The organism is Kitasatospora sp. NPDC002965 (assembly GCF_040611255.1).
In the GTDB taxonomy this organism is placed as follows: Bacteria; Actinomycetota; Actinomycetes; order Streptomycetales; family Streptomycetaceae; genus Kitasatospora.
In genome coordinates this window covers 16544-31897 of the sequence record NZ_JBEXNT010000038.1, presented here as the reverse complement: position 1 = coordinate 31897, position 15354 = coordinate 16544, and the positions used below count along the sequence as shown (strand labels likewise).

The window sequence follows — 15354 nt, the reverse complement described above, 5'->3', positions numbered from 1 at the left end:
CCCGCACCGGCGCCGGACCGTGGCTCCCCCCGGTACCGCCGTCAGGTCAGGCCGCGACCAGGGCCGACGGACGACCCGCGTGCATCACGCTGAGGTTGGCCGCCAGCCGGACCGGGTCCTGGGCCAGCCAGAGCCGCAGCGCGGCGCCCAGCATGGCGCTGGCCGAGCCGATCCGGACCTCCGTCACCTGGGCGATCCGGGCCGCACCCGGCACCAGCAGATCGGCCAGCGGCGTCGGCAGCCAGACGGTCAGCGCGCACGGCGCGGGCGCCGCGAGGGCCCCCAGCAGCCGGTAGGCGTCGGTCGGCGAGCTGAACGTGGGAATGATGTCCAGCAGGCCGTCTGCCACCACCTCGGACACGTCGCTCCGGTGCCCCTGGGCGAGCCGGCGGAGCAACGTGCGCTCGGCGGCGGTGATTCGGACGGTCAGCATGACCTCGTCGCACTCCATTGCGCGATTTCCTCCTCGGTTCATTCCCGTGCCGGACCGGACGGCCGGCACGAACTACCCCTCTCGCACCTCGGCCCGGCTTCCTTGTGCGGAGCGCCGGGCCGGTGGGTGGTGCAGCCCCCGGTCAGAGCCCCGCGTAGGAGTGCTTGCCGGTGACGAAGATGTTCACGCCGTAGTAGTTGAACAGCCAGCAGGCGAAGGCGCCGAGGGCCAGGTAGGCGGCCTTGCGTCCCTTCCAGCCGGCGGTGGCGCGGGCGTGCAGGTAGCACGCGTAGGCGACCCAGGTGATGAACGACCAGGTCTCCTTCGGGTCCCACTCCCAGTACTTGCCCCAGGCCGCCTCGGCCCAGATCGCGCCCGCGATGATCGTGAAGGTCCAGAGCGGGAAGACCAGCGCGTTGATCCGGTAGGACAGCTTGTCCAGGGTCGACGCGGCCGGCAGCCGGCGCCAGATCGACGGCGAGGTGCCGAGCGGGCCCCTGGTCAGACCCGCCGCCATCCGCTTGTCGAAGGAGTCCTTGCCCAGGTACAGCAGGGTCGCGATGAACGCCGCGTAGAAGGCGCCGCCGCAGACGATCGCGGTGGAGACGTGGATCGCCAGCCAGTACGAGTGCAGCGCCGGAACGAGCTGCTCGGACTCGGTGTACAGCACCTCGGTGGCGATGCCGAGCGTGAGCACGACGGCCAGGGTGACCGGCAGGCCGAGCCAGCGGACCGGCTTCTTCGACAGCAGCAGGCCGACGAAGGCCACCGTCATCGCGAGCGCGAAGGCGCAGGAGAACTCGTACATGTTGCCCCACGGCCAGCGGGACACCGAGAGGCCGCGGGTGAGCACGCCCCCCACGTGCAGCAGGGCTCCGAGCACGGTGAGCGAGACCGCGATCCGGCCGGCCAGGTCGGCCTTCTCGCTGGTGCCGGCCGCACCCGGGCCGTCGACCTCGTCGTCGCCGCGACCGCTGGTCACCACCGTCGCGCCTTCGCCGGCCAGTGCGGTGCGGGTGAGCGTGGTGGTGCCGCCGCGCGCGGAGGCGACGGTGACGGTCACCTTCTTGGAGCCCTTGGCCTTGGCATCGGCCTCGGCGACGGTCTCGGCCAGGCCGGCCTGCTCGATGGAGCGGACGGCGACGGCACCCTTGGCACCGAAGGTCCACTCGAACATGTAGGCGAACATGGCGATCAGGTAGACGGCCATGGCCGAGTAGATCAGCTTGTTGGACAGGTCGGCCAGCTGTGGGTCGACCGACGAGGCGAGGTGCACCGTCTACTCCTTGGAGTTCTGGTCGGCAGGGACTGCGGGGTCGGAAGGTGCGGGTGGTGCGGAGGCCTCGTCGGCCTCGTCGGAGCCGTGTGCGTCGGCGTCGGCGTCGGCGTCGGCGTCGGCGTCGGCTTCGGCTTCGGCTTCGGCTTCGGCTTCGGCTTCGGCAGCGTCGTCGTCCGGGTCGTCGTCCGGGTCGTCGAGCGCGGGCGCGTCGTCCTGGAGGTCGACCGCCAGCTCGGCCAGCTCCTCGGCGATCTTCGCCGACTCACTGCGGCCCAGCCCGGCCAGCTCGACCAGCGTGCCACCGTCCGGAAGCGCCACCGCCCGCACCCAGATCCGGCGCCGCTGCACGAACAGCGAGCCGATCAGGCCGAGGATCGCCAGCACCGCCCCGACGAGGGCGATCCCGTTGCCCGGACGGTGCGAGACGTTGAAGCTGGCCCACTGCTTGTAGCCCTCGAAGGTGACGCTCCCGTAGCCGTCCGGAAGGGTCCAGCCCTGGCCCGGCTTCAACCGGATCTTGGCGGGCTCGCCCTCCTGCTGGAGCTGGGTGAGGTTCTTCGTGTTGAGCTGGTAGATGTTCTGCGGCAGGCCGGAGTCGGTGCCCAGGTCTCCCGCGTAGGCGTTGAGCACCAGCGCCGGGTCCGCGTCACCGGGGAACAGCGAGCGCGGGCCCGTGTTCCGGTCGAACGCCACCGGGGCGGTCGGCAGGAAGAAGCCGGAGAAACCCATCTGGGTCTTCTTGCCGTCCTTGTCGCCGTAGTCGGAGACCTTGACGACACCGGTGGACGTCAGGTTGCCGTCCTGCGGCAGGAACGGGGTCGCGCCGGTGTAGACGACGTCGCCCGCGCCGTTCCGCACGGTGATCACCGGGGCGTAGCCGTGCCCGATCAGGTAGAACTTGCTGCCGCCGACCTCCAGCGGGTGGTTCACCTCGATCGTGCCCTGCTTGAGCTTCCCGGCGTCGCTGCCCCCGTAGTACTCGACGTGCGCGGTGAACTCCCGGGCGCTGCCGATCTGGTCGCCCCGGCTCTGGAACTTCGAGGTGAAGTTCTTCAGCTTCACGTAGAACGGGTCGAGGTCGTCGGTGCCGTAGAACCTGGTCCCGGTGAAGTCGTCCAGCTGCGTGATGGTGTTCGAGTAGCCCTCGCCCTCGACCAGCAGCTTGCCGCCGGTGCCGCTCGCCAGGCTCGCCCAGGCGAAACCGCCGAGCAGCGCGAACAGCGACAGGTGGAAGACCAGGTTGCCGACCTCGCGCAGGTAGCCCTTCTCGGCCGCCACCGCGCCGCCGCCGAGGTGCGCGCGGAACCGCCGCGCCCGCAGCAGCCGGTGCGCGGCGGCGTTGACGTCCGCGACGTCCGCGTCCGTCCGCCAGGCCGCGTACACCGGCATCCGGGTCAGGTTGCGCGGCGCGGCCGGCGGCTGCGCCCGCAGCACCCCGACGAACTGCCAGGTGCGGGGGACGATGCAGCCCGCCAGCGAGACGAACAGCAGGATGTAGATCGCCGAGAACCAGACCGAGCTGTAGACGTCGAACAGCTGGAGCTTCTCGTAGATCGGCGCGACCGTGGCGTGCTGCGCCTTCCAGCTCTCGACCTTGAACTGGTTCTGGCCGTTCTGCGGGATCAGCGAACCGGGGATGGCCGCCAGCGACAGCAGGAAGAGCAGGATCAGCGCGACCCGCATCGACGTCAGCTGACGCCACATCCAGCGCAGCCAGCCGAGCACGCCGATGCCGGTCGGGCCGTCCGACTCGATCGGAGCGGTGGTCATCCTCTCCGCCGCGTCCTCGACCTCCTGCGCGGGCAGCTCGGTACCGGTCGTGGTCTTGCTCACGGTCAGATTCCGATCTGGAAGGAGGCGGTCCAGGACTGCAGCTCGTTCACCATCGAGTTCCAGAGCCCGGTGACGAGCAGCAGACCGACCACGACGAGCATGCCGCCGCCGATCCGCATGACGAGCGGGTAGTGCCGCTTGACCCAGCCGAAGGCGCCCAGCGCCCGGCGGAAGGCCACCGCGGCCACGACGAACGGTACGCCCAGGCCCAGGCAGTAGGCGGTCATCAGCAGCGCGGCGCGGCCGGCATCGGCCTCGTTGAGCGCCAGGTTCTGCACGGCGGCCAGGGTCGGGCCGAGGCAGGGCGTCCAACCGACGCCGAAGACCACGCCCAGCATCGGCGCGCCGACGAGGCCGACCGCCGGGCGGCGGTGCGAGCGCAGCTCGCGCATGCTCAGCCCGGGCACCAGCCCCATGAAGGCCAGGCCCATCACGACGGTCAGCGCGCCGAGCACGATCGAGATGACGCGCTCGTGCTCCAGCAGCGTCGACCCGAAGTAGCCGAACAGCGCCCCGGTGGAGACGAAGACGGCGGTGAAGCCGAGGATGAACAGCAGCACCCCGGCCAGCATCCGGCCGCGCCGGGCCCCGCGCGCGTCCGCGAGGTCGGCGGCGGAGAAGCCGGTGACGTAGGAGAGGTAGCCGGGCACCAGCGGCAGAACGCACGGCGAGAAGAACGACACCAGACCGGCCATCAGCGCGATCGGCACGGCCACCAGCAGCGCCCCGCTCTGGATCGTCCCGGTCGTGTCGGCGAGGAGTGCGGCACTCACTGCTTCTGCTCCGCGAGCACCGGCTGGATCATCGACTCCAGGCCGTCGTCGATCTGGCCGCCGACGGCCCGGGCGGCGAGCTTGCCCTCGCGGTCGACCACGATGGTGGTCGGCACGGACTGCGAGTTGAGGCTGCCCTTGGGGAACTTCAGCAGCTGGGTGCCCGCAGGGTCGTAAAGGCTGGGGTAGGTGACGCCCTTCTCCTGCTCGAAGCGGACCGCGTTGGCCTTCTCGGGGTCCCGGGTGTTGATGCCGAGGAACTGGACGCCCTGGTCCTTGTACTTGTCCCAGACCCGCTGGAGGTCGTCCGCCTCGGCCCGGCACGGCCCGCACCAGGAACCCCAGACGTTGAGGACGACGACCTTGCCCCGGTAGTCGGAGAGCTTGACCGGGGTGTCCTCCAGCGTGTTGCCGGAGATGTCCGGCGCGTCCTGGCGATGTCCGGCGGCAGCCGTGGAGATGTTGCTGCCCTTGGCCGTGACGAAGCCGATCTGGCCGTCACCGCTGGCCGACGAACCGGAGGAGGAACAGCCGCTGAGGGCGAGCGCGGCGGCGACGGCGGTGGCGGCGGCCGCTGCGGCGAGACGGGGACGGGGGCGCGTCATGCCAGACATGTGAAAAGTTTCGCATGGAGTTCCGGGCAGGTTCGGGGGGGTCCGGCCTTCCGTGTCGAACCCCCTCTGACCTGCGGCGGTACCGGAGTGGCGGGTCGTGGCGAGGGTGATGAACCCCATATTTAGCCGGGCCCTACATCGGGCGGGGGCACTCGTCCCGTCCGCCGCACGGCGATCCGTGGCGGCGGAGCCGCGTGCCCCGGGGCACGGGGGTTCCGCCGCCACGGCGGTGACGCCGCGGCGAGCACGCCACAGCGAGGACGCCACGCCACGAGGACGCCTCGCCGCGGGGAGGGCGCGGGGTCAGGCGCCGAAGCTCTTGCCCACCGGCTTGCTCTTGCCGCCCTTGCCGACCAGGTGCACCGGCAGCAGGTCGCGGGCGGGCTCGCGGTAACCGACCGACACGATCCGGTCCCCCTCGTACGTGAAGCTGGTCAGCGAGGCCAGCGAGCACTGCCGGTTGCGCGGGTCGTGCCAGAGCCGGCGGCGCTCCACGAAGGAGCGGACGATCCAGATCGGCAGCTGGTGGCTGACGCAGACCGCCTCGTGCCCGCGCGCGGCGTCCCGGGCGGCGGCCAGCGCGCCCATCATCCGCACCGCCTGCTCCAGGTACGGCTCGCCCCAGGAGGGCCGGAACGGGTTGGTGAGGTACTTCCAGTAGGCCGGGTTGCGCAGCGAGCCGTCGCCCACCCCGAAGGTCTTGCCCTCGAAGATGTTCTCCGCCTCGATCAGCCGCCCGTCCACCGCGACGTCCAGACCGTGCGACTTGGCGATCGGCTCGGCGGTCTCCTGGGCCCGCTCCAGCGGGGACGCCACCACGTGGGTGATGTCCCGGCCGGACAGGTCCTCGGCGACCCGGTCGGCCATCTGCCGGCCCAGCTCGGACAGTCGGTAGCCCGGGAGGCGGCCGTACAGGACGCCCTCCGGGTTGTGCACCTCGCCGTGCCGCATCAGGTGGACGACGGTGATCTCTTCGGCACTCACTTCTCAGTACTCCTGGGAGCTTCGTAGGGGTCGTCCGGAGCCTAGGCCGTGGCCGGGGCGGTGGCCTCGGCGGCCGCCCGGGCGGCGATGGGCAGGGCGGCGGCGATCCGCTCGACCGCCCGCTCGTCGTGGGAGGCCGAGACGAACCAGGACTCGAACGCGGACGGCGGCAGGTAGACGCCCTCGGCGAGCATCGCGTGGAAGAACGCGGTGAAGCGGAACGCCTCCTGGGTCTTCGCCCGCTCGTAGTCGGTGACGGCGCCCTCGGTGAAGAACACCGAGAACATGTTCCCGGCGGTCTGCAGCCGGTGCACGACGCCCTCCTTGGTCAGCGCGTCCGACACCAGGCCGGAGACCTCGGCGGCGACCCGGTCAACGGTGGCGTACACCTCGTCGGTGCAGCCCCGCAACTGGGCCAGGCCGGCCGCGGTGGCGATCGGGTTCCCGGAGAGCGTGCCGGCCTGGTAGACCGGGCCGGCCGGGGCCAGGTGGGCCATCACGTCGGCACGGCCGCCGAAGGCCGCCGCCGGGAAGCCGCCGCCCATGACCTTGCCGAAGGTCAGCAGGTCGGGCGCCCAGCCCTCACGCGCCGCCTCCAGGCCGTACCAGCCGGCCTTGGAGACGCGGAAGCCGGTCATCACCTCGTCGGAGATGAACAGCGCGCCGTTCTCCCCGCAGACCCGGGCCAGGCCGGCGTTGAAGCCGGGCAGCGGCGGGACGACGCCCATGTTGCCGGGCGAGGCCTCGGTGATCACGCAGGCGATCTCGCCGGGGTGGGCCCGGAAGGCCTCCTCGACCGCGGCGAGGTCGTTGTACGGCAGCACGATGGTGTCGCCGGCCTGTGCGCCGGTGACGCCCGGGGTGTCCGGCAGGCCGAAGGTGGCCACACCGGAACCGGCGGCGGCCAGCAGCGCGTCCACATGGCCGTGGTAGCAACCGGCGAACTTCACGATCTTGGCCCGGCCGGTGAAGCCGCGGGCCAGCCGGATCGCCGACATGGTGGCCTCGGTACCGGAGGAGACCAGGCGGACCTGCTCGACCGGGGCGACCCGCGCGACGATCTCCTCGGCCAGCTCGACCTCGCCCTGGCCGGGCGTGCCGAACGACGTGCCGCGCGTCACCGCCTCCCGGACGGCGTCGAGCACGGCGGGATGCGCGTGGCCGAGGATCATCGGGCCCCACGAGCAGACCAGGTCGACGTACTCGCGCCCGTCGGCGTCGGTCAGGTAGGGGCCGGTGCCGGACACCATGAAGCGCGGCGTACCGCCGACGGCGCGGAACGCGCGCACCGGGGAGTTGACGCCGCCGGGGGTGACGACCGAGGCGCGGTCGAAGAGCGACTGGGACTGGGGTGCTTCGTAGGGGTAGCTCACGTGGGACATGGTCTCAAATCGTGTCCTTCACCTCTGCATGTCGGACCTCATCATCTGGAACGATGATCCGGGCGCCAAAGTCTGTACGGTTATCCGTACAACGGGTCCCCTGGCTGCGTCGGCTCTTCGAACCAGTCAGACTATGTACCCGGAGTGCGTCCAGAGTGCCCCGCACTCGGGATGCACGGGCGCTCCGTGTCGATGCAGGGGTGTGAAGAGGACTGCCGCGTACCTCGACTGGGTACGGCGGCGCATGACGGGTAAGGAGCATGTCCGGCGGGACGCCGGGTGTGCGGGGGTCTGTCGATTCCGGCGAATTCCGGTGAGGATGGTCCGAGTGTCCGAGGCGCAGGACGGCTACGACGAGGCCGCGGGTGGCCCCCGCCGCCCCGCCGAGGCCGCACGCGGGGGTACGGGAGCGGGAACGGGGCGTGGCGGTCGTGGTGGCGAGAGGCGGGGTGAGGGACGCGTGGGGGTGACCTACAAGTACTTCGGGGCACCCGACCGCGCCACCGCCGCCAGAGTCCCGACGGCGCTCGGCCCCGGCGGGCTCGGTCTCGACGCGGGCGAGCTCGGCTCGCTCGGCCGGCTCGGGGACCTGATGGAGACCAGCGGCTCGCCCAACGGCCACCTCTCCACCAAGATCAAGCCGGAGACCATGAGCGCCATGGTCCTCACCGGCATCCAGGGCGTGCCGCTGCACCAGGTCCCGCCGCTGGAGCTGGTGGTGCTGCATCCCGACTACGCCGTCGTGCAGCTCCCGCAGAACGTGGTCGAGCCGCTGCGCAAGGCGGACGAGACCGAGCTCGGCGCCGCAGCGTTCATCTGGTCCACCGTCCCCGACCGCCGGGGCCCGCGCGACGCCTTCGTGATCTACAGCATGCTGCACGAGTGGCAGGACTTCGCGAACCGCCTGCACGACGCGGGCCACCAGCTCTACTGTCTCGTCTGGCCCTGATCCCTCCGGTCCGGACCCGAACCCGGGGTACCTGACACCGGAACACCTGACACTGGAACACCTGGCCCCCGGCCCCGAACCGACGTTCGGGGCCGGAGTCGTCGGCGGGTCAGCCGCCGGAGCCGTAGGTGGTGTTGGCGCAGATGTCGTCGTCGGCCGAGCGGGCCTCCTCGGTGACCGAGGTGGGCAGCGGGGCGGGCGCGGTCGGGGTGGCCGCCGGCGCACCCGAGGCGGCGGCGCCGCCGTTGGCGTCGGCGTAGTCCTTGCCGAGCACCACGCTGATCCCCGCCGCCGAACTGGCGGCCAGGGTGGCCCCGGGGAAGAGCGCGGCGACCTTCTCGGCGTTGGCCTTCTGCCCGGCGCCGTACTCGATCGTGGTGGTGGCCTTGTTGGTGGACTTCGCCGTCATGGTGCCGGTGACGGTGAACTTCGCCGCCTTGAGGGCCTCGCTCGCCTTGCCCGCCAGGCCGTTGACGGTCGTTCCGTTGTAGACCGCCACCTTGACCGGGGTCGTCACGGCCGCGGTGGTGGGCGGGGCGGTGGTGGTCGGGGCGGCCGGCGTCGGCACGGCCGGGGTCTCCGGAGCCGCCGCGGGCGCGTCGGGCTGCTGACCGGTGGCGTCCTTGCCGTCGAGGGTGTGGTCGGCCCGGATGGCCTCCCACAGCTTGTCGGCGTCGGGCTTCACCAGGTCGAGGTTGGCACCGTGGTAACGCCACGGCGGGGTGACGAACTTGAGGTCGTGCATGTCGATGCCCTTGAGCGAGAGCGCGAGGGACATCAGCTTGTCGACCGAGTTCAGGCCCTCGTCGACGCGCAGCGACTTGGTCGCGGCGTCGGCCAGCGGCAACAGGGTGGTCGGGTCGAGACCCTGCTTCTTCACCGTGCTGATCATCGAGCTCATGAAGGCCTGCTGACGCTTCATCCGGCCGATGTCGGAGCCGTCGCCGATGCCGTGCCGCAGCCGGACGTAGTCGAGGGCCTTCTGGCCGTCCACCTTCTGCTTGCCGACCGGGAGGACCTGCGCACCCTTCTTGTTGAGGTTCGGGTTGATGTCGCCCTCGTAGATGGCCTTGGGGAGGCAGACCTCGACGCCGCCGACGGCCTTGGTCATCGAGGAGAAGCCCGAGAAGTCCACGACGATGGTGTGGTCCACCCGGATCCCGGTGAGCTTCTCCACCGTGTTCTGGGTGCAGGCCGGGTTGCCCTCCGGTGAGCCGCCCGTCTCGAACGCGGCGTTGAAGAGGACGTCGTCGCCCTTCTGCTCCTTGGTCCACTTCCCGTTCGGCAGCTTGCACGGCGGGATCACGGCCAGGGTGTTGCGGGGGATCGAGACGCCGATGGCGTTCTTGTGGTCGGCGTAGACGTGCAGGAGGATCGTGGTGTCCGAGCGGGCGCCCTCGGAGTTGCCGCCGCCGAGGTCGGAGTTCCCGCCGCCGCGGCTGTCGGAACCGATCAGCAGGATGTTCACCGGCTTGTTGCCGTTGGCGTCCGCGGTGGCCTCCGGCGGGCGGTCCTTGCTGACCGCGTCCGAGTCGAAGGTCTTGATGTTGCCGCTGAGCTTGAAGTAGATCGCTCCGCCGGTGCCGGCTATGAGCACCAGGGCGCCGACCGCCGTCCAGCCGACGATCTTCTTGACGTTCCGCTCGGGCTTCTTGCCGCGTCCGCCGGACCTGCGGTGCCCGGAACCACCGCCCTGGCCCCCGTCGCCGCCCTGGCCGCCGCGGCCGCCACGGCCCTGCGACTGCGCCGCCTTTCGGGCCTCGGCACGGCCGCCGGCCCGGGGGGCCGGGATCGAGCCCGTGGCGCCGTCCTTGGCGGCCGGAGCCGTCGCCGCCCGGGCGCCGGAACGGGTGCCGGAACCGGTGCCGGAACCGGTGGGGCCGCCCGTGGAACCCGCCGAGCCGGTCGAGCCCTCCGACCGTGGTCGGGCCACGCTGGGCTGACTCCTGTCTCGGCGACCCGACATCCCCGCACCTCTCACGGCTGTGCCATCGAACGAACGGCGGCCAGGAAATGCCCCCCTGGTGCCAGGTGGAGCATACAAGCCGACCGGAAACCGCCTTCCGCCGCGCCGGGTGAGGACGTCGTCAGGGGTCGGAGCACGGGTCGGGGCGGAGCTCGGGGCGGAGGTCCCGGCAGAGGTCTGGACCGGTGGCGGGGCGGGCCGCGGTGGCCCTCGGCAGGGCGTTCGGCCAGGGACCCCGGCCTCCCCGGCCCCCGTCGCGCGAGCGGGCGGATGCCCCCGCGCCCGTGAGCCCCCCTCCGTGAACCGGAAATGCCCGACCGCTGTCGGGCCGAATTCCGCGGTGCCACGCCACCGGAGGACGTCGAACGCGACGAAACAGGGCGGAGGGTGTTCGCGGACCTTCGGCCGCAGGCCGGGAATCTCCCGCTCGGTGCTTGACCGCCCGGATCGGACCGCCCGGATCCGGGTCGGAGGAGACCCGCGCCACGCCGCTTTCACCGGCGTCGTCGTCGGCGTTGTCGTCGGCGTTGCCACCGGCGCCGTCACCGCTGCGGCGACGGGGCGGCTCTCCGGTGTGCCGCCGCTGTGCCGCCGCTGTGCGAGGAGTCCCGCAGCCCCGCCCCCGACTCCGATCGGACTGCCCGGAGTTCGTCCGCCGCCGTGCCTGCGCGGCGGCGGGGAGAACAGGCACACGCGAGCGGATTCACCCCTCTGTGCGGAGGCCCGGAAACGATCCGCCCCCCCTGACGACTTCCGCCCGCGCCGGTTTCGGCTCGGCGACGTCTTCTCCGCGCCTGTCGAACGGTCATTTCCGTGGACCGGCCGCAGTGCTGCGACGTTCTGTCCGCCACAGTTCCGTTGATCCGCCGCGCACTCCACCGAAAAGGTTCACCGCCGCGACGGGGACCGGGCGCCACGGGCCGACCCGGCCGACCCGATGCCCCCGATCGCCGACCGTCCTTCGGGCCGCCTCAGCTCCGCGCCCGGCGCGCCCGGCGGACCGTGCGCTCGCTCTCCACCGGCTCCGCCAGCGCGCCGCCCACCAACCGGGTCAGCGCCGAGACGAACACCGTGCGCTCGCCCTCCGGCAGCGACTCCAGCACCTCCCGGTGCACCCGGTCCGCGATCGCCGTGCCCCGCTCGACGGCCCGCTCGCCGTCCCCGGTGACCGAGATGATCCTGGCCCGGCGATCGGTGACGGACGGCCTGCGCTCGGCCAGCCCGGCCTTCTCCAGCTCGTCGACGGTCACCACCATGGTGGTCTTGTCCAGGTCCGCGAGCTCGGCCAGCTGGATCTGGGTGCGCTCGCCCTCCAGGGCGTGGAAGAGCACGCAGTACGCGCGCGGCGTGATGCCGAGCTCGACGAAGGCGGCCGCCATCCGCGTCGCCAGGACGTGACTGGCGTGGTCCAGCAGGCCGGAGATGTCACGGATCTGGCGCACGGGCGGACTCGTCGTCATGGCTCCGAGACTAGCAACACCGTCCGCAGGCGGATGATCCCGTGCGGGAGTGCCGGTCTCCCCCACCGGCACTCCCCCATCGGCACTCCTCCACCGGCGCTCCCGCACGGGAACTCCCGCACGGGCGGGCCCGGCTACGGGATGCCGAGCTCGAACAGTGCGTACCCGGCGTACCAGCCGGCCGCCACCGCGGGCATGGCGAACAGGCCCGCCACCGTGGTCGGCCGCAGCCGGCGCAGCGCGATCGCCAGCCCGATGAACAGCGGGAAGGCCGGCAGCAGGTAGCGCGAGATGTTGCCGTAGATCTGGTTGCTGCTCAGCGCGGTGAACAGGGTCAGCAGCGTGTAGACCACCAGCACCAGCGGCGGTCGCAGCCGTAGCAGGAGCACCAGCAGCCCGGGCAGGGCGATCAGCAGCGCCACCGCGATCAGGTCCGGTGCGGGGTTGGACTGCCAGAACGTCCAGTGTCCGGTGACCACGTCCAGCGTGGTGCGGGCGGTCGAGGCCCCCCAGTCGAAGTAGCGGTTCCAGGCACCGCGCTGCAGCTTGAAGTAGCCGGTCCAGTCGCCCATCCGGTAGCCGACCCAGGCGACGTACCCGAGCAGCCCCCAGGGGGTGATCAGCATCGCGGTCAGCGGGCGGGCGATCCCGTCGGTGCGCCGGACCAGCGCCACCAGCGCCGTGATCGAGACCGCCGCGATCAGCGCGGCGGCGGTCGGCCGGTTGAGACCGGCCACCAGCGCGAGCGTTCCCGCGGCCAGCCAGCGCCGGGTCATCACGCAGTAGCAGGCCCAGGTGGACAGGGCGACGAAGAGCGAGTCCGAGTAGACCGCCCACTCCACGCCCGAGCCCGGGAAGAGCCCCCAGATCACCGCCGCGATCACGCCCGCCCGGAAGCCCCCGAGCCGCTCGGCGATCGCGAAGATCCCGGCCGCCGCGACGAACGAGGCGATCACCGAGACGACGATGCCCGAGCCGTACGGCCCCAGCCCGGTGATCGTCCCCACCAGGCGCATCAGCCAGGGGTAGAGGGGGAAGAACGCGGCCGAGTTCTCGTAGTAGGTGGCGAGCGGGTAGCCGTGCAGCGCGATCAGCTGCGGGTCGTAGCCGTTCTCGGCGATCCGCTGGTACCAGATGCCGTCCCAGGTCCCCAGCACGTCCCACGGCTGGGCGCCGCCGCCCCGCCCCGGGTCCTTCTTCAGGAAGTCCTCGGTGTGCGAGAGCAGCAGCAGGAAGACGGTCAGGCCGGTCGCCTTCACCACGGCGTACGCGCCGAGCGCGGGCGCGAACCGGTCGACCGCGGCGGCGAACCGCCCCTGTCGTCGCTCCGGCTCCGCCCCGACCTCCCGCTCCACCGTCTCCGGAGGCGGCGGCACTCCCGCGCCACCGCCCGACGACTCGGTGCTCGATGCCGTGCTCATCAGCTCTGGACTCCCCGCCCCACTCGTGACCGGCGCGCCGACCGACACAGCGACGCCGGCCGAGCCTACGACACCGCCTTCTCCCGCCCCACCCCAACCTTCCGTGTCCGCCCTTCCGCCACCGGGAGCCGCGGCCCGGCAGCGACGGACGGCAGTGACGGACAGGCAGCGACGGACGGCGACGCCACGCGGCGGGGAGACGGCGGCGACACGGCAGGGCCGCCGCCGCCCCGGGCAGCGGGGCGGCGGCGGCCGGTCGGGGCGGGTCAGTCCCGGAGGTGGACGATGCCGAGCTTGGTGAGCTGCCAGAGCTGGGCGGGGGCACCGGTGTCGGCCGCGAGCTGGACGAGCGGGTTGCCCCCGGCGTCGAGCCGGCCGGTGGCGGTGACGACCTTGCCCTGGTCCTGCGAGTCGGCCAGCTTCCAGAGGCCGTCGCCGGCCGGTTTCACGAACCAGCGCTGGTTGCCGCCGCCGTGGCACCGCCACTGCTGGATGCGGGTGCCGGGTGCGGTCGAGCCGGCGTCGGCGTCCAGGCACATGGCGCGGTTGCCGCTGAAGGAGAGCTCGTAGCTGCCGCCGGCCCCGGCCTCCAGGACGAAGGACTGGTTGAGCCCGCCGGTGGCCGGATAGGTGATGGCGGCCCGGCCGTTGGTGGCGTCCCCGTACGTGCCGCCGCCGCTGAGGTCCAGCGCCCGGCCGTCGGCGGCGTTGGCCAACCGGTACCAGGCGCCGTCCTCGGGCTCGTCGGCGATCGGTCGACCGGGGGTGAGCGGCTGGATGGAGGTGGTGTTCCGCTGGTCGAGCGTGCAGTACGCCTGGGTGAGGTCGGCGCGGGCGTAGAACTGGCCGAGGCAGACCCCCTCGCCGCGGTAGCCGGCCACCCGCAGGTGGTACGACTGGCGGACCATGTTCATGCACAGGCCGGGGATGCCGATCTGCTGGTCACAGCCGTTGCGGACCCACTCGGAGAGGTTGATGACGTCCCCGTTGGTGTACTCGTACGGGGAGCTGGTCCACTTCGCGCAGACCTCGTGGCCGAAGGCGACCCGGCGCTGGTCGAGGTAGCGGACGCCGGGCACCTGTTCGGCCGCCCCGCGCAGCGCGTCGCTGAAGAGCGGCACCACCCAGTTGTGGCCCCAGGCGAGGTCCTCGGGGAAGGCCGGGCAGCCGTCGGCGACCTTGCCGAGGTAGTCGTTGCGCCGGATGTCCGGGGTGATCGGATTGAAGTACGACTGGTAGACCAGCTGGTAGGAGCCGTCGGCGTAGCCGGCCCTCCGCATGGTCTGCCGGATGTTCTGCAGCGCGGCGACCACCTTGGGCCGGACCTGCTGGGCCCGGCGGGCGATCTCGGCGCTGCCGATGGTGTCGCGGCACCCCTGGTCCTTGGGGATCGGGAAGTACTGCGCGAGGCAGTGCATCATGATCCCGCTGAAGTCGAAGTCGTCGTTGGCGCCGATGGTGACGACGACGAGCTTCACGTCGTACGCGGCGGCCACGCCGGCGAGCTGGACGTCCTGCTTGGCCTCGCCGAAGTCCCCGCTGCCGGGGCCGGTGATCTTCGCCAGTTCGGGGTCGCTGACCAGGTCGCCGGTCTGGGCGCCGGAGCAGGCGAGGTCGATCGGGGTGACGCCGGGGATGTCGGTGACGAAGATCTCCGACTTGGGGTGCCGGTGGCAGTAGTTGGTGGGGCTGTCCGTCTCGGGGAAGTAGCCGTCGGCGGTGTCGGTGCCGGCGCCCTCCCCGGAGATGGCGCTGTCGCCGAGGGCGACGATCGCGGGCGGGCGGGCGGTGGCGGCCCCGGAGCCCGCCGGGGCGGCGCCCGCGAGGGCGGCGGGGGTGGCGACCGTGCCGAGGGCGGCGACGAGGGCGCCCGCCGCCAGCAGCGCGCCGTAGGGGGAGCGGCGCGCGACCGTCCGGTTCCGCCGCGCACCTGCCCGTCGTGACCTGATCACACGCGACTCCTTGCGGGTGGGGACCGCCCGGCCGGGGGGTGCCCGACGGTTCGGAGCGTGGGGGGCTTCGGAGCTTCGGAGCGTAGAAAGGTGAGCAGGTCTCATATTCTAGGTACTGACAAGTAACGCAACAAGACCCCTGACAGCACCGGCAGTTGACGACCGACCGGACCGACCGGACCGACGGGGCGGACGGGACCAACGGGGCGGACAGGGCGGACGGGGCCGACCGAACCGGCCGGGCTCACCGGTCGCCCCCGGCCGCCCCCGGACATACCGAGAGCCGCCGCCCCGCGCCCCAGGAGGGA

At 72.0% G+C, this 15354-nt stretch carries 11 protein-coding genes and 1 pseudogene; 1 reads left to right on the top strand and 11 read right to left on the bottom strand.

Annotated elements, in window-relative coordinates; all coding sequences use genetic code 11:
- Positions 1-46: 46 nt before the first annotated feature.
- The 7 genes from ABZY91_RS17405 to hemL all read right to left on the bottom strand — a co-directional run bounded on the left by ABZY91_RS17405 (position 47) and on the right by hemL (position 7298).
- Positions 47-451 carry a hypothetical protein gene (locus tag ABZY91_RS17405; protein ID WP_329885508.1) on the bottom strand — a complete coding sequence of 135 codons (405 nt, stop codon included), beginning with the start codon at positions 449-451 and terminating at the stop codon, positions 47-49.
- 124 nt (positions 452-575) lie between these two features.
- Complete coding sequence (gene ccsB / locus ABZY91_RS17400) at positions 576-1709, bottom strand: c-type cytochrome biogenesis protein CcsB (protein ID WP_329950302.1); 1134 nt, start codon at positions 1707-1709, stop codon at positions 576-578.
- A gap of 3 nt (positions 1710-1712) precedes the next feature.
- Entirely contained in the window at positions 1713-3482 is a 1770-nt protein-coding gene (locus tag ABZY91_RS17395) for a cytochrome c biogenesis protein ResB (protein WP_355403301.1), read from the bottom strand.
- Between the two features lie 65 nt (positions 3483-3547).
- The gene (locus tag ABZY91_RS17390; protein ID WP_355403255.1) at positions 3548-4318 is read right to left on the bottom strand and encodes a cytochrome c biogenesis protein CcdA; all 771 of its coding nucleotides are present in this window, start codon (positions 4316-4318) and stop codon (positions 3548-3550) included.
- On the bottom strand, positions 4315-4923 hold the full coding sequence (locus ABZY91_RS17385; RefSeq protein WP_329885512.1) for a TlpA disulfide reductase family protein: 609 nt from the start codon (positions 4921-4923) through the stop codon (positions 4315-4317). Before ABZY91_RS17385 ends, ABZY91_RS17390 begins: the two co-directional genes overlap by 4 nt.
- Positions 4924-5235: 312 nt before the next feature.
- A complete protein-coding gene (locus ABZY91_RS17380) occupies positions 5236-5883 on the bottom strand; it encodes a histidine phosphatase family protein (RefSeq protein ID WP_329885745.1) in 648 nt (215 codons plus the stop codon).
- Between the two features lie 74 nt (positions 5884-5957).
- Entirely contained in the window at positions 5958-7298 is a 1341-nt protein-coding gene (hemL, locus tag ABZY91_RS17375; RefSeq protein WP_329950300.1) for a glutamate-1-semialdehyde 2,1-aminomutase, read from the bottom strand.
- Positions 7299-7589: 291 nt separating this feature from the next.
- On the opposite strand from hemL, the pseudogene ABZY91_RS17370 reads away from it, so the two are divergent.
- Positions 7590-8247, top strand: a pseudogene (locus tag ABZY91_RS17370) (hypothetical protein).
- Positions 8248-8356: 109 nt separating this feature from the next.
- Here the strand turns inward: ABZY91_RS17370 and ABZY91_RS17365 are convergent.
- From ABZY91_RS17365 to ABZY91_RS17350, 4 genes are all read right to left on the bottom strand, one after another.
- Positions 8357-10180: an LCP family protein gene (locus ABZY91_RS17365; protein ID WP_329885514.1), complete on the bottom strand. Its 1824-nt coding sequence runs from the start codon at positions 10178-10180 to the stop codon at positions 8357-8359.
- A gap of 1004 nt (positions 10181-11184) precedes the next feature.
- Complete coding sequence (locus ABZY91_RS17360; protein ID WP_329950298.1) at positions 11185-11673, bottom strand: MarR family winged helix-turn-helix transcriptional regulator; 489 nt, start codon at positions 11671-11673, stop codon at positions 11185-11187.
- 134 nt (positions 11674-11807) lie between these two features.
- Complete coding sequence (locus ABZY91_RS17355) at positions 11808-13094, bottom strand: hypothetical protein (protein WP_329950297.1); 1287 nt, start codon at positions 13092-13094, stop codon at positions 11808-11810.
- Positions 13095-13360: 266 nt separating this feature from the next.
- Positions 13361-15046 carry an RICIN domain-containing protein gene (locus ABZY91_RS17350; RefSeq protein WP_355403251.1) on the bottom strand — a complete coding sequence of 562 codons (1686 nt, stop codon included), beginning with the start codon at positions 15044-15046 and terminating at the stop codon, positions 13361-13363.
- Positions 15047-15354: the final 308 nt, after the last annotated feature.

Coding starts and splice junctions, on each gene's coding strand:
- ABZY91_RS17405 (WP_329885508.1), bottom strand. CDS start 451: ATGGAGTGCGACGAGGTCATGCTGACCGTCCGAATCACCGCCGCCGAG.
- ABZY91_RS17395 (WP_355403301.1), bottom strand. CDS start 3,482: ATGACCACCGCTCCGATCGAGTCGGACGGCCCGACCGGCATCGGCGTG.
- ABZY91_RS17385 (WP_329885512.1), bottom strand. CDS start 4,923: ATGACGCGCCCCCGTCCCCGTCTCGCCGCAGCGGCCGCCGCCACCGCC.
- ABZY91_RS17380 (WP_329885745.1), bottom strand. CDS start 5,883: ATGCGGCACGGCGAGGTGCACAACCCGGAGGGCGTCCTGTACGGCCGC.
- hemL (WP_329950300.1), bottom strand. CDS start 7,298: ATGTCCCACGTGAGCTACCCCTACGAAGCACCCCAGTCCCAGTCGCTC.
- ABZY91_RS17360 (WP_329950298.1), bottom strand. CDS start 11,673: ATGACGACGAGTCCGCCCGTGCGCCAGATCCGTGACATCTCCGGCCTG.
- ABZY91_RS17355 (WP_329950297.1), bottom strand. CDS start 13,094: ATGAGCACGGCATCGAGCACCGAGTCGTCGGGCGGTGGCGCGGGAGTG.